At 66.3% G+C, this 12,491-nt stretch carries 14 protein-coding genes; 11 read left to right on the forward strand and 3 right to left on the reverse strand.

Annotated features, from left to right (window positions below; translation table 11 throughout):
• Positions 1–192: 192 nt before the first annotated feature.
• From ACT3S6_RS11110 to ACT3S6_RS11140, 7 genes are all read left to right on the forward strand, one after another.
• Complete coding sequence (locus ACT3S6_RS11110; RefSeq protein ID WP_444555014.1) at positions 193–852, forward strand: GntR family transcriptional regulator; 660 nt, start codon at positions 193–195, stop codon at positions 850–852.
• 198 nt (positions 853–1,050) lie between these two features.
• Positions 1,051–2,451 carry an MFS transporter gene (locus ACT3S6_RS11115; RefSeq protein ID WP_444555015.1) on the forward strand — a complete coding sequence of 467 codons (1,401 nt, stop codon included), beginning with the start codon at positions 1,051–1,053 and terminating at the stop codon, positions 2,449–2,451.
• 56 nt (positions 2,452–2,507) lie between these two features.
• Positions 2,508–3,758, forward strand: a complete 1,251-nt coding sequence (locus ACT3S6_RS11120) for a M24 family metallopeptidase (RefSeq protein ID WP_444555016.1) — start codon at positions 2,508–2,510, stop codon at positions 3,756–3,758.
• A 96-nt stretch (positions 3,759–3,854) separates the two neighbouring features.
• A complete protein-coding gene (locus ACT3S6_RS11125) occupies positions 3,855–4,652 on the forward strand; it encodes an IclR family transcriptional regulator (protein WP_444555017.1) in 798 nt (265 codons plus the stop codon).
• A 43-nt stretch (positions 4,653–4,695) separates the two neighbouring features.
• Positions 4,696–5,148, forward strand: coding sequence for a cupin domain-containing protein (locus ACT3S6_RS11130; protein ID WP_444555018.1), 453 nt, complete (start codon positions 4,696–4,698; stop codon positions 5,146–5,148).
• A gap of 107 nt (positions 5,149–5,255) precedes the next feature.
• Positions 5,256–5,621, forward strand: coding sequence for a VOC family protein (locus ACT3S6_RS11135; RefSeq protein ID WP_444555019.1), 366 nt, complete (start codon positions 5,256–5,258; stop codon positions 5,619–5,621).
• 78 nt (positions 5,622–5,699) lie between these two features.
• Entirely contained in the window at positions 5,700–7,361 is a 1,662-nt protein-coding gene (locus tag ACT3S6_RS11140; RefSeq protein WP_444555020.1) for an FAD-binding dehydrogenase, read from the forward strand.
• Between the two features lie 63 nt (positions 7,362–7,424).
• Here the strand turns inward: ACT3S6_RS11140 and ACT3S6_RS11145 are convergent, their stop codons facing one another.
• Entirely contained in the window at positions 7,425–7,631 is a 207-nt protein-coding gene (locus ACT3S6_RS11145; RefSeq protein WP_444555021.1) for a hypothetical protein, read from the reverse strand.
• Positions 7,632–7,764: 133 nt separating this feature from the next.
• Here ACT3S6_RS11145 and ACT3S6_RS11150 point away from each other — a divergent pair, with 133 nt between their 5' ends.
• Positions 7,765–8,424, forward strand: a complete 660-nt coding sequence (locus ACT3S6_RS11150) for a hypothetical protein (RefSeq protein WP_444555022.1) — start codon at positions 7,765–7,767, stop codon at positions 8,422–8,424.
• Positions 8,425–8,453: 29 nt separating this feature from the next.
• Here the strand turns inward: ACT3S6_RS11150 and ACT3S6_RS11155 are convergent, their stop codons facing one another.
• The gene (locus tag ACT3S6_RS11155) at positions 8,454–9,305 is read right to left on the reverse strand and encodes an inositol monophosphatase family protein (RefSeq protein WP_444555023.1); all 852 of its coding nucleotides are present in this window, start codon (positions 9,303–9,305) and stop codon (positions 8,454–8,456) included.
• Positions 9,306–9,323: 18 nt separating this feature from the next.
• On the reverse strand, positions 9,324–9,764 hold the full coding sequence (locus ACT3S6_RS11160) for a pyridoxamine 5'-phosphate oxidase family protein (RefSeq protein ID WP_444555024.1): 441 nt from the start codon (positions 9,762–9,764) through the stop codon (positions 9,324–9,326).
• Between the two features lie 81 nt (positions 9,765–9,845).
• Here ACT3S6_RS11160 and ACT3S6_RS11165 point away from each other — a divergent pair, with 81 nt between their 5' ends.
• The 3 genes from ACT3S6_RS11165 to ACT3S6_RS11175 all read left to right on the forward strand — a co-directional run bounded on the left by ACT3S6_RS11165 (position 9,846) and on the right by ACT3S6_RS11175 (position 12,482).
• Positions 9,846–11,024, forward strand: a complete 1,179-nt coding sequence (locus ACT3S6_RS11165; protein WP_444555025.1) for an App1 family protein — start codon at positions 9,846–9,848, stop codon at positions 11,022–11,024.
• A complete protein-coding gene (locus tag ACT3S6_RS11170; protein ID WP_444555026.1) occupies positions 11,021–11,485 on the forward strand; it encodes an acyl-CoA thioesterase in 465 nt (154 codons plus the stop codon). The genes ACT3S6_RS11165 and ACT3S6_RS11170 overlap by 4 nt, the downstream gene beginning before the upstream one ends.
• Before the next feature lie 130 nt (positions 11,486–11,615).
• On the forward strand, positions 11,616–12,482 hold the full coding sequence (locus ACT3S6_RS11175; RefSeq protein ID WP_444555027.1) for a siderophore-interacting protein: 867 nt from the start codon (positions 11,616–11,618) through the stop codon (positions 12,480–12,482).
• The last annotated feature ends 9 nt before the right edge of the window (positions 12,483–12,491 follow it).

Here is a 12,491-nt window from a genome sequence, read left to right on the forward strand (position 1 = left end):
ACGAAGTCGTCAATGACTTCGCTGAGACCTGACCTGTGGTGGCGATGGTCATGGGTACTCCTTATCCGCACTACGTCGACAACTGATATATCTCTTGTGTTCCATATCGTATGATGGAGATCACGGTCGGTCAAGGGAAAGTTTTTACCCGCTGGTAATGTAGTCGCGGGCCCAGGAAGCAGGAGGAAGTCGATGGACATGGTGACCGGAACGGCACCCGTTGCCGAGTCGCTGGCGGAACGTTCCTATCGGGTGTTGCGCGATCGGTTGATCATGCTGGACATCGCCCCCGGCGCCCCCATCAACGAGGGGCTGCTCTCGACGGAGCTGGATATGGGGCGCACCCCCATCCGCGAAGCACTGAAGAAGCTCGAGACCGACCGGCTGGTGCACTCCTTTCCGCGACGCGGCACCTTCGCCACGATGGTGGACATCAAGGACCTCGCGGCCATCTCGGAGATCCGTCACCTCCTGGAGCCGCTGGCGGCCGAGAAGGCGGCGCTGAATCCGAACCCCGCGCTGCGTGAGCAGCTGGCCGATACGGCGGCGGCGATCGAACAGCTGGACGAGGACCAGGACCGCCGGGCCCTGATGGAATACGACCTGGAGGTCCACCGGCTGATCTACCGGGCGGCGGAGAACCAGCACCTCGAGGAAACGTTGGTGCGCCTGGACAACCTGGCCACCCGCATCTGGTGCCTGGTGATGGACCGGCTACCGAGCATCGCCGGCCACATCCAGGAGCACGCCTCGCTGTTGCGGGCCATCATCGCCGGGGATCCGGTGGAATCGCGGCAGCTGGCCGAAGAACACGTGCGTCACTTCGAGTCCACCATCCGCTCGATCCTCTGACGCTCCCGCGCCGACCGGAAAGGCACCACCCCACACGACAGGGGTGGTGCCTTTTTTGGTATCGGCCGCCGGGTCGCGCGGTCTGGTGGGCAATTTGAGGACTTCCGGCCAAAGCCTTGACAGTGACCCCTGCCACAAATAGCGTATGTGCAACAGCGTTGCAGTGAGTGCAACTTCAAACTTCTTTGGTGGTCCCTCATGAATCACGAAAAAACACCCGAAGCGCACGGTGAGCCTCATCAGCCGCCGTCAGTACTGACGCACCAACACGAATCCGGCGTCAAGCCCCGCACCGCCTTCAGTGGTGGACCGGGCGAGGAGACCCCGGCCTCCATCCGCAAGACCCGCAACAAAGTCGTTGCGGCGAGCTTCATCGGCAACTTCGTCGAGTGGTTCGACTACGCCGTCTACGGCTACCTGGCGGTGACCATCACCGCAGTGTTCTTCCCCGAATCGGATCAGCAAACCGGTCTGCTGCTGACCTTCGGCCTCTTCGCCGTCTCCTTCTTCGTCCGCCCGCTGGGCGGCTTCATCTGGGGGCACCTGGGTGATAAGTTCGGCCGGCGGCTCGCCCTGTCCTGGTCCATCCTGATCATGTCCGCCGCGACGTTCTGCATCGCACTGATCCCCGGATACGCCACCATCGGGTTGTGGGCCCCGATCCTCCTGCTCATCATCCGCGTCATCCAGGGCTTCTCGGCCTCGGGGGAGTACGCCGGGGCCGCCGCCTTCCTGGTGGAATATGCCCCGCCCAAGCGTCGTGGCCTCTTCGCCGCCGTCGTCCCGGCCAGTACGGCCACCGGACTGCTGCTCGGTTCACTGCTGGCAGCCTTGCTGACCGGTCTGCTCTCCACCGATCAGATGGAAGGCTGGGGCTGGCGCCTGCCCTTCCTGCTGGCCGCTCCGATGGGACTGATCGGACGCTACATCAGGACCCGGCTGGAGGATTCCCCGGCCTTCCGGGCCCTGGAGGCCGAAGACGACACCGAAACCACCCCGATCAGGGACCTCTTCCGCGACCATTGGCGTCAGCTCGTGCAGGCCATCGGCGCCGTGCTCCTGAACGCCGTCGGCTTCTACATGCTGCTCAGCTACATGCCCACCTACCTCGCCACGGAAGTCGGCCTCGATGAATCGAAGTCCTACCTGGCGACCACGGTGGCACTGTTGACCTACATCGGCTTCATCTTCGTGATGGGCATGCTCTCGGACCGGCTGGGACGCAAGAAGGTGCTGTTGACCGCCTCAGTCCTGTTCGTGATCTTCACAGTCCCGCTGTTCATGCTGCTGGACACCGGGAACTTCCTGATCATCGTGCTGGTGCAGATCGCACTGGGCGCGATGCTGACCCTCAACGACGGGACGCTGCCCAGCTTCCTGGCGGAGATGTTCCCCACCCGGGTCCGGTACACCGGATTCGCTGTCAGTTTCAACCTCTCCAACGCGATCTTCGGCGGAACGGCCCCCTTCGTGGCCACGTTCCTCATCGGCTTCACGGGCAGCGACCTGGCCCCTGGCTGGTACCTCATGGGAGCCGCCGTCATTGCCCTGGTGGCCGTCGCCTTCTCGGCGGAAACCAGCAAACAGCCGCTGAAATAGCGGCTCCTAACCTTCCTGACGAACCATTGATCCACCACGATAAAAAGGAGTCCATTGTGACCACCGAAGCATCCACCAACGCCGTCTCCGGACTCGAACGCCTGAAGGTCCTGCACAACGGGGACAAGGTCTCCCTGACGTTCTCGGACGCCGAGTTCGAGCGCCGCCTGGCCGGGCTGCGGAAGATCATGGCCGAGAAGGACCTCGACGCCGTCGTCCTGACCAGCTACCACTCGATCAAGTACTACTCGGACTTCCTGTTCACGTACTTCGGGCGTTCCTATGCCATGGTCGTCACCGCCGACGACACCTGCACCATCACCGCCAACATCGACGCCGGCATGCCGTGGCGCCGCAGCTACGGCGAGAACATCGTCTACACCGACTGGCGTCGTGACAACTTCATCCACGCCATCCAGGAGTCGCTGCGCCAGCGCAACGTCACCGTCCGCCGGCTCGGGGTCGAAGACGACACCCTGCCGCTGGACAACCGCAATAAGATCCAGGCGGCCTTCGAGCGCGCCACCCTGGTCGACGTGGCCCAGGCGGCCATGTTCCAGCGCATGATCAAGTCGGCCGAAGAGATCGAGGTCATCAAGCACGGGGCGCGTATCGGTGACATCGGTGGTGAAGCCATCAAGGCCGCCATCCGCGAGGGCATCTCCGAATACGAGGTCGCCCTGATCGGCACCGAGGCAATGGTCCACGAGATCGCCCGGACCTTCCCGGATTCCGAGATCCGTGACACCTGGGTGTGGTTCCAGTCCGGGATCAACACCGACGGGGCCCACAACTGGGCGACCACCCGGAAGCTGCAGCGAGGGGATATCCTGTCGCTGAACTGCTTCCCGATGACCTCGGGCTACTACACCGCGCTGGAGCGCACCTTGTTCCTGGGCGAGCCTGACGAGCGGTCGCTGGAGTTGTGGAACGTCAACGTCGAGGTCCACCGTCGTGGTCTGGAGCTGATCAAGCCGGGGGCCGTCTGCAAGGACATCGCCGCCGAACTCAATGAGATCTTCGTCGATCGTGGGCTGCTGGCCAACCGCACCTTCGGCTACGGACACTCCTTCGGCGTCCTGTCGCACTACTACGGCCGTGAGGCGGGCCTGGAACTGCGTGAGGACATCGATACCGTGCTCGAACCGGGCATGGTGGTCTCCATGGAACCGATGATCACCGTGATGGATGGTCAGCCGGGGGCAGGCGGCTACCGTGAGCACGATATCCTCGTGGTGGACGAAAACGGTGCCGAGAACATCACCAAGTTCGGGTTCGGCCCGGAAAACAACATCATCCCCTGCTAGAACGCACGGGGAACCGGGGCCACTGAGGACCCGGTGGCTGCTGGTGGCGGACAACTGCTCCGCCACCAGCAGCTGCAACCTTGGAGGGACGAAAAGATGACGGCTCAGACACGTGAATCGGAGGCGGGGGAGCCCCGCAGTTCTTCCGTGATCGTCAACGTCATCGACGTCCTGCGCTGTTTCACGGTCGATGATCCGCTGCTCGGGGTCACCGAGATCGCCACCAGCGTGGGACTGCACAAATCCAGCATCTCGCGCATCCTGTCCACCTTGGAGCAGGAACGCATCGTCGAACGCGACGAATTATCGCGCAAGTTCCGCTTGGGGCTGGGGCTCATTGCCGTGGCCGGCCCGCTGCTGGCCAATCTGGATGCCCGGCGCATCGCCTACCCCGTGCTGCAGGAACTGGCCGAGACCACGGGGGAGACGGCGGCCCTGAACATCTGGGACGGCGCCGAATCGGTGTCCGTCGAACAGATCCCCAGCCGCAAACAGGTCAAACACACGTCGCCCATCGGCACCCGGTACGGCACCCCGTTGAGCGCCTCCGTCCAGGTGTTCTTGGCCTACCAGGAAGAATCAGTCGTCCGGGAACTGCTGTCCAGATCAAGGGCCGAGGAGCATGACCCAGCGGGACCGCAGGACCTGAAGACGTACCTGCGTCGACTGGAGACGGTGCGGGAGCGTGGCTACGCCTGCAATTACGGGGAAACCTCCCATGAAGAGGTCGGGGTCGCGGCACCGATCATGGGGCATCGCGGGGAAGTCGCCGCGGCTCTGATGGTCGCCGCCCCGCTCTACCGCATCCACGATGCCGAACTGACCCGGCTCGCGGAGGCCTGTTGTCGGGCCGCCGCCCGGATCAGCCGGCGCATGGGCGGCCAGCCCGAATAACGCCCCGCACCACCCACCCACACCGGAAGGCACGGAAGCAGTCATGAGCGTTGAACGTCGCGGAGAATTCGCCTTCGACTACCTGTTGCATGAGGGCACGGCCCCGACGAAGGTCCAATTCCACTTCCTCGAGGAACTGAACCTCCCCGTGGCCATACAGACCTGGGAGCTACCCGTCGGGGGCAGCGAGGGGATGCACCGCCACGACGGGGAGCAGGCCCTCGAGGAGTTCTACCTCGTGGTCGAGGGAAGCGCGCGCATGCACCTGGGCGACGAGATACTTGAACTGGAGGCCGGGGACACGGCACTGGCGCCAGCCGGGGTGGACCATGACCTGATCAATGCCGGTGAAGGCCCCCTGAGGATCCTGACCGTCTGGGGCACCCCCGGCGCGGCGGACTTCTCCTCCTTCGGCTCCGCCCGTGCCTCGAAGGAAGCCCGCGCACTGGCCGCGGACCGGACGAAGGGCCCTTCCGGGACACCGCCGAGCCGCTAGGCGGCCCGCCACGGCCGGGAGGGGAATCGGCCGGGCACAAGTCTTGCCAGCCACGGGGGCGGATGCTGGAGTGGGGGCAACGGTTCCCTACGGAGAGGCAGTCCATCATGACCGGAGAGATTTCATTCATCGAATTCGGGGCCGGGGACGCCGCGGAATCCGCACGGTTCTATGCCGCGCTCTTCGGGTGGCGGAGCGAACCCGGCCCGAACGGGCCCGATGCCGGCTACCAACTGGATGTGGCCGGCACCCCGGGTGGCCTCCATTCCGGGGATCCGGGGGCGGCGCCCTACGTGTTCTTCGCCGTGGAGCAGATGCAGGCCGCCTGCGATCGGGTCGTTGAACTCGGGGGGACCGTCGACCCGATGGACCTCAACGGCGATGCCGGCTACCGGGCCACCCACGGACTATTCACGCTCTGCCGGGACCAGCAAGGCTCCCCGTTCGGCCTGCATCAGCGGCCCGCCGGTTAGGGCCATCGGCCCCCGACGGTGCACGGACCCGCCCCGACGATGGTGTGTCCCGCGCCATGTCCGGGCTACGCTGGCCGCATGACAGAGCATGACCAGCGGGAGTTCGACGTCATCGTCGTCGGTGCCGGCCTCTCCGGACTGGTGGCCGCCACCGAAGCCACCGACACCGGACGGAAGGTCCTGCTGATCGACCAGGAACCGCAATCCAACCTCGGCGCCCAGGCCTGGTGGAGTTTCGGCGGCCTGTTCCTGGTGGACAGTCCCGAACAGCGGCGCCTGGGGATCCGTGACAGCGTCGAGCTGGCCCGGCAGGACTGGTGGGGCACCGCCGGCTTCGACCGGCCGGAGGACCATTGGCCCCGGGCCTGGGCGGAGGCCTACGTCGACTGGGCGGCCGGGGGCAAGCGCGCCTGGCTGCACGAGCTGGGGATCAGGTTCTTCCCCGTCGTGGGCTGGGCCGAACGCGGAGGCCACGGGGCATCGGGCCCCGGGAACTCGGTGCCCCGCTTCCACATCACCTGGGGTACCGGCCCCGGGCTCGTGGAACCCTTCGCGAACAAGGCCCTGGCTGCGGTGTCCTCCGGGCTGCTCACCGTACGCTTCAGGCACCGCTTGGACTCATTGGTGGTCCGGGGCGGCGCCGTCACCGGGGTCCAGGGACAGGTGCTGGCCCCCTCCAACTCACCCCGCGGCCAGGCCAGCAACCGGCAGGAGGTGGGCGACTTCGAATACCTGGCCCCCGCCGTCGTGCTGTGTACCGGGGGGATCGGCGGCAACGTCGAGAAGGTGCGGGCCGCCTGGCCCGAACGGCTGGGGGACCCCCCGGCCCGGATGATTTCCGGGGTTCCCGCGCACGTCGATGGCCGGGGGCTGGATATCGGTGCTGCCGCCGGAGGGCACCTGATCAACGGGGACCGGATGTGGCACTACACCGAAGGGATCATGAACCACGGCCCGGTCTGGGAGAACCACGGCATCAGGATCCTGCCCGGACCCAGCTCGCTCTGGATCGATGCCGTGGGCCGACGCCTTCCGGCACCGCTGTGGCCGGGATTCGACACGCTGGGAACGCTGGAACATCTGCGCGGCACCGGTCACGACCATTCGTGGTTCATCCTCAACCGGCGCATCATCGGCAAGGAGTTCGCGCTCTCGGGATCCGAACAGAACCCCGATCTGACCGGCAAGGACATCGGTGCGGTGCTGCGGCGGGCCCGCACCGCAGTGCCGGATCCGGTGCAGGCCTTCCTGGACCGCGGCAAGGATTTCATCCAGGCGGACAGCGTGGCCGAGCTGGTCGCGCGGATGAACCGGCTCGCAGGAGGGGACCTGCTGGATGCGGAGGCCATCGAAGCCGAAATCATCGCCCGCGACGCCGAAGCCTCGAACCGATTCAGCAAGGACCCGCAACAGATGGCCGTCCAGGCGGCCCGCAGCTATCTCGGTGACAAACTGATCCGCACCGTCGCCCCGCACCGGCTGCTGGATCCGAAGGCAGGCCCGCTGATTGCCGTGAGGCTACACATCCTCACGCGCAAATCGCTCGGGGGACTGGAAACGGATCTGGACTCACGCGTGCTGGCCCCCGGCGGCCGGGCGGTCCCAGGTCTCTATGCCGCCGGGGAGGCCGCGGGATTCGGTGGCGGGGGAGTCCACGGCTACCGGGCCCTGGAGGGGACGTTCCTGGGAGGCTGCCTCTTCAGCGGCCGGGCCGCCGGGCGGGCCGCCGCCGGGCGGTGAACGGCGCAGAGGGGGACCAGGTCCCGTCGGTTGCGTGATCCCGACGGGCCGTTGGACCCGGTGCTAGTGCCTGGCCCAATACGTCGTGCCGATGACCAACGCGTACACCCCGAAGACAACCCCGAGGTACATGGGGCTGAAGACGTGGCCGGAGATGATCGATTGCAGGACCGCATAGGCCAGGAAAAGCAGCAGGATGCCGATCCCCGCAACGACGTACTCCACGCCGTGGTGATGATGGTGGGCGTGGGCGACGCCTTGATGATTCATAGAATGTCCCATACTTCGAACATACGCCGGTGCCGGGGGAAGAACCATAGCTAGACTGGGGGCCGCGAACGCACGCCGCCGCACGCCGGCCCGGGATCGACCCGCCTGATCAAGATTGCCTCGAGGTACCCAAATGACTGAGCAGAACCCATACGACCCCGCCCCATACCCCGGGCCGCAGGGCCAGGGCGGGTATCCCCACCCGTACCCGGGACAAAACCCGTGGTACCAGCAGCCACCGGCAGCCTCCGGGTTGACCAAGGCCGCGATGATCATCGGCATCGTGGCGATCGCCTTGGCATTCATCCCCGTCGTGGGGTTCATCTCCTTCATCCTGGGGCCACTGGCCCTGGTCCTGGGGATCATCGGGCTGGTGAAGCGGGTTCCCCGCAAGGGCTTCGCACTCACCGGGGTCATCACCGGTGCCGCGGCACTGATCGTCTGCATCATCTACGTGATCATCGCCGTCGCACTGGCCAACGTGGTCCAGAACGGGATGGGCGAAACCGCGCCCTATACCTACTCGGTGACCGGGGATGGCGCCTACACCGTCGACTACACCGCAGAGAACATCACCTCGGAGAAGACCGAAGAGATCCCCGGCGGCGAGTTCACCAAGGACGTCACGGCCAATTCCATGCTGGGAACGCTCACGGCCCACAACGCCGCGGGCAGCAGCGGGGATCTTTCCTGCACGATCAGCAAGCCGGACGGCAGCGTCGTCGCGAAGGATTCGGCCTCGGGCGCCGGGGCCAGGGTCGCCTGCCTGACCGGCGAAGGCTTCAATAAGTAGGGCCCGCCGTCCTGCCGGGGCGGGAGACGCTACCGGCGATGGCCCTTGGCCCGGCGGGCGGCCACGCGTTCCTCGACGATCGCGACGGCCGTTCCGGCCGAGGTCCGGGGGCCCGTGGCCAGATAGACCGGCGCCTCATGGACGGGCCGGACCTCGTCGTCGTACCGATAGGGCAGGTAGCTACCGCCCGAGCGGCGCACCAGCAGCACCCCGGCGGCGACATCCCAGGGGTTGGTGTCGAAGCCCAGGGTGATATCGGTCCACCCGGCCGCGACATGGGCCAGGCCCAGGGCCCCGCTGACGGTCCGCCGGACGGTGGCGTACCGGGTGACCAGGGTGCCGAAGGCCTCCAGGGCTGCCGGTCCGTCGAGTTCGAGGGCCTCGGCCGAGGGGTAGTCGGTCATGAGGCTGGACGCGGTTTCCTCCGGTGTGCCGGACGGTTCCAGACGATCCCCGTTCAGCCAGGCGCCTTCGGCATTGGCGGTGAACATCAGCTCGGCGACGGGGTCATAGACGACGCCGGCGAGTAGTTCGCCGTCCAATGCCGCGGCAATGGACACACAGAAGAAGGCGACGCCGTGGGCGAAGTTGCTGGTCCCGTCGATGGGATCAACGATCCATTCGATGCGGCCGGTGCCCTGATGCCCTCCCTCCTCGCCGAGGATCCGGCTATCGGGGCAGGCGGCGAAGAGATGGGCGGAGATGGCCTTCTCGCTGGCCTGGTCGAAGGCGGTGACCAGATCGTGGGCGTTGGCCTTCTGGCGGGCTTCGGCCCCGGAACGGAAGGCCCCGCGCAGCAGCGGGCCGACACCCCGCGCCGCGTCCTCCGCGATGCCACGCAGATGTTCGGCCAGTTCCAGGGGGTGCTCGGGGGTATCCACCCGGTCAGCCTACCGGGCTCAACTTTCGTCGAGCTGTTCCGGCTGCTCGCCCAGGATGAAGTGCCGTCCGGAGATCGACGTGGGGGTGATCTCGATCCAGAAGTCCTTCAATGTCTGTACCCAGGGGTCCACCCCGGAGGCCCGGGCGGTCTTGATCTCCGCTTCGGTCTCCAGGATGCGTGCGGTGCCCTGGATGATCACCGACCAGGCCTCGTCGCTGAGGATGCCGTCGGATTGGAAGGCGACCTTCGGGTTCACCGTCAGGCCCGAGAGCTTGGAGCCGGCCGCCGAACGCAGGTAGATCCGCTCATTGGAGGCCCCGTGGTTCACCGGGGTGATGTAGGGGACGCCGTCGAAAGCGGTGGCGAGGCGCCCGTGTTGGCTGTGGCCCAGGAGCTTCCAGCACTGGTCTTCGTCCAGGATCAGGACCGGTTCGTCGTCTGCATGGGTGAACATCATGCCCCTATTCTTCTACGGCATGTAGAAAAAATCCAGTATCCGCCGGGACTTGTTGACGCGCGGGCGTGAAAGACTGGCGATATGTCATCACGCAAAGCAGAATCGTTGCGACAGCACCTGGGGGTCAGGCTCGAGGACGCCTGGCATGCGTTCCGCGAGGCGAACGGTCGTGAACGTGGCATGGTTCCGACCGTGCTGCCCTTCAGGGGGTACGGACGCTCCGAATCCGCTGAGGACGGGTGGGTCCGGATCCTGGCACGGATCGTCGTCGCCTCCCCGCAGCCGTTCCGCCATGGGGTTCCGCGGTCCCGCGTGGTCGCCGATGGCGTCCGGGGGTGGAGGAACTTCATTTCCCCGCCCATCCCGTATGCCGAGGCCACCGTCACCATCGCCGGAGGGGAGCATCTGGTCCGCGCGGATCGTGGGGGAGTCCTGGATGCCCGCATCGCCACGAGACTGGGGCCGGGCTGGCATACCGTCACCCTGAGCGCCGAGGGCTCGGCCGAGGTCAGGGCCCGGGTGTTCGTGGTCGATGCCTCCTGCGAATTCGGTCTCCTGTCGGATGTGGATGACACCGTGGTGGTCACCGCCCTTCCGCGGCCGTTGTTGGCCGCCTGGAACTCGTTCGTCCTCGACGAGCATGCCCGGGTGGCCACCCCCGGCATGGCGGTGATGATGGAGCGGGTCTTGCGTGGACGCCCCGGCGCCCCCGTCCTGTACCTGTCGACCGGAGCCTGGAACGTCGCCCCGACCCTGAGCCGGTTCCTGGCCAGGAACCTCTTCCCCGAAGGACCCCTGCTGCTCACCGACTGGGGGCCCGTGGAAACCGGCGCCTCCGGTGGCCGCTGGTTCCGCTCCGGTGCCCAGCACAAGGTCGACCAACTGCGCCGTCTGGCCGAGGAGTTCCCACAGGTGAAATGGCTGCTCATCGGCGATGACGGCCAACACGACCCGGAGATCTATGCGGGCTTTGCCCAGCGCTACCCGCAAAACGTCAAGGCCATCGTCATCCGCCAGCTGACCCCCTCCGAGGCGGTCCTCGCCGGCGGCCGTTCGCAGCGGACGGTGAACTCGACGCCGGGCATCGACTGGGTCTACGCCCCCGATGGGGCTCATATCCTCTCCGAGCTGCAACGGCTGGGCATCGTCTCCGACGAGGAACAGCACGTCGAGCACCAGGAGCGTCGGCGGTTGCGCCAGCAGTGGCCGGAAGGAGAACCACAGGGAGAGCAGGAAGAACAGGAGGTCCACGCCCGATGAGCGGACGGAAACTGCAGGTCCAGGTCCCGATGCGGTGGGGCGACATGGACGCATACGGGCATATCAACAACGTCAACCTCGTGCGCATGATGGAAGAAGCCCGCATCGCCGGCTTCGGCGTGCCCGGGGGGACGGGCAAACCGGGCACCGAATCGACCGCGGAACTGTTCTCCAGCGTCCCGGTCAACACCCAGATCCTCGTGGTCGAACACCGGGTCAGGTATCTCAGCCCGCTGGACTACCGCAATGTCCCGGCGGAGGTCGAGATCTGGCTTTCCCGGGTGAAGGCGGCCAGCTTCGACGTCTGCTACGAATTCCGCGACCCGATCGAGGGGAGCCTGTGCGTGCGGGCGACCACCACGTTGGCCTTCTTCTCGGTGGAGGACCAGCGGTTGTTCCGGCTACCGGCCCGGCAGCGGGAGGAAATGCAGCAGTTCCTCGGCGAACCGGTCTTCCCCTGAGGCCCGGGGGCCGCTGAAGTAACCTCTTCGCCCGTGGCGTACGGAGTTTGCGTTGCCTGCGCGCTTGGGATTGGGTGGAGGAAATACGTTTTGCCGGGTCAGGCTCGGCCCTCGAAGGAGTGATCGGAAGATGCCCGTCCCCGCAACCGCTCGACCGCCGCGCCCGCAGGTCGTGTTGGAAGTGGTGACCAAACGGAAAATCGGCAAGCACATGGTCCGTCTGACCCTGGGCGGCGAGGGCTTTGCCGCCTTCCGCAACCGGGATGCCACCGACAAGTACGTCAAGCTGCTCTTCGCCGACCCCGAATTGGGGCTGACCCCACCGTACGACATGGACGAACTGCGGGCCGTCCTGCCGCAGGAACGGATGCCGGTCCGCCGCACCTACACGGTGCGCAGTGTCAACGAAGCCGCCGGCACCTTGCAGATCGACTTCGTCGTGCACGGTGAGGAGGGCCTGGCCGGCCCCTGGGCCGCCAACGCCCAACCCGGTGACCTGGTCTGCTTCTCCGGCCCCGGGGGCATGTACTTCCCCTCGAAGGACGCCGACTGGCATCTGCTTGCGGGGGACGAATCAGCTTTGCCGGCCATTGCCGCCGCCCTGGAGAAGATGCCTCGTTCCGCCGTCGGTGAGGTCTATGTCGAGGTGGCCGGGGAGAAGGACGAGGTCAAGTTCAGGGCCCCGAAGGGAATCAACGTCCACTGGCTGTACCGCGGCGGGACGTTCACCCCCGAAAGCACCAAGCTCGCCGCCGCCGTGATGGCAGGTCCCTGGCATGAGGGCGAGGTGCAGGTCTTCGCCCACGGGGAACGGGAGATGGTCAAGGCGCTGCGCCGGTTCCTGGCCGACGAGAAGGGCCTGCACCGCAAACAGCTCTCGCTCTCGGCCTACTGGGCCTTCGGCCGCGCCGAAGAGACCTTCCAGGCGGAGAAGAACGAACCGATCGGCAAGATCTTCCCCGAACAGCCGGGGATGCAGGCCACCACGGGCGGTTGATCCGCCGTC

The organism is Arthrobacter sp. AOP36-C1-22 (assembly GCF_052377515.1).
Classification (GTDB): Bacteria; Actinomycetota; Actinomycetes; order Actinomycetales; family Micrococcaceae; genus Arthrobacter_H.

Bases quoted from the DNA above. Each gene is read 5' to 3' on its own strand.
- ACT3S6_RS11135 (WP_444555019.1), top strand. From the start codon at position 5,256: ATGACCGGAGAGATTTCATTCATCGAATTCGGGGCCGGGGACGCCGCG.
- ACT3S6_RS11175 (WP_444555027.1), top strand. From the start codon at position 11,616: ATGCCCGTCCCCGCAACCGCTCGACCGCCGCGCCCGCAGGTCGTGTTG.
- ACT3S6_RS11140 (WP_444555020.1), top strand. From the start codon at position 5,700: ATGACAGAGCATGACCAGCGGGAGTTCGACGTCATCGTCGTCGGTGCC.
- ACT3S6_RS11145 (WP_444555021.1), bottom strand. From the start codon at position 7,631: ATGAATCATCAAGGCGTCGCCCACGCCCACCATCATCACCACGGCGTG.
- ACT3S6_RS11150 (WP_444555022.1), top strand. From the start codon at position 7,765: ATGACTGAGCAGAACCCATACGACCCCGCCCCATACCCCGGGCCGCAG.
- ACT3S6_RS11125 (WP_444555017.1), top strand. From the start codon at position 3,855: ATGACGGCTCAGACACGTGAATCGGAGGCGGGGGAGCCCCGCAGTTCT.
- ACT3S6_RS11115 (WP_444555015.1), top strand. From the start codon at position 1,051: ATGAATCACGAAAAAACACCCGAAGCGCACGGTGAGCCTCATCAGCCG.
- ACT3S6_RS11160 (WP_444555024.1), bottom strand. From the start codon at position 9,764: ATGATGTTCACCCATGCAGACGACGAACCGGTCCTGATCCTGGACGAA.
- ACT3S6_RS11110 (WP_444555014.1), top strand. From the start codon at position 193: ATGGACATGGTGACCGGAACGGCACCCGTTGCCGAGTCGCTGGCGGAA.
- ACT3S6_RS11130 (WP_444555018.1), top strand. From the start codon at position 4,696: ATGAGCGTTGAACGTCGCGGAGAATTCGCCTTCGACTACCTGTTGCAT.
- ACT3S6_RS11165 (WP_444555025.1), top strand. From the start codon at position 9,846: ATGTCATCACGCAAAGCAGAATCGTTGCGACAGCACCTGGGGGTCAGG.
- ACT3S6_RS11170 (WP_444555026.1), top strand. From the start codon at position 11,021: ATGAGCGGACGGAAACTGCAGGTCCAGGTCCCGATGCGGTGGGGCGAC.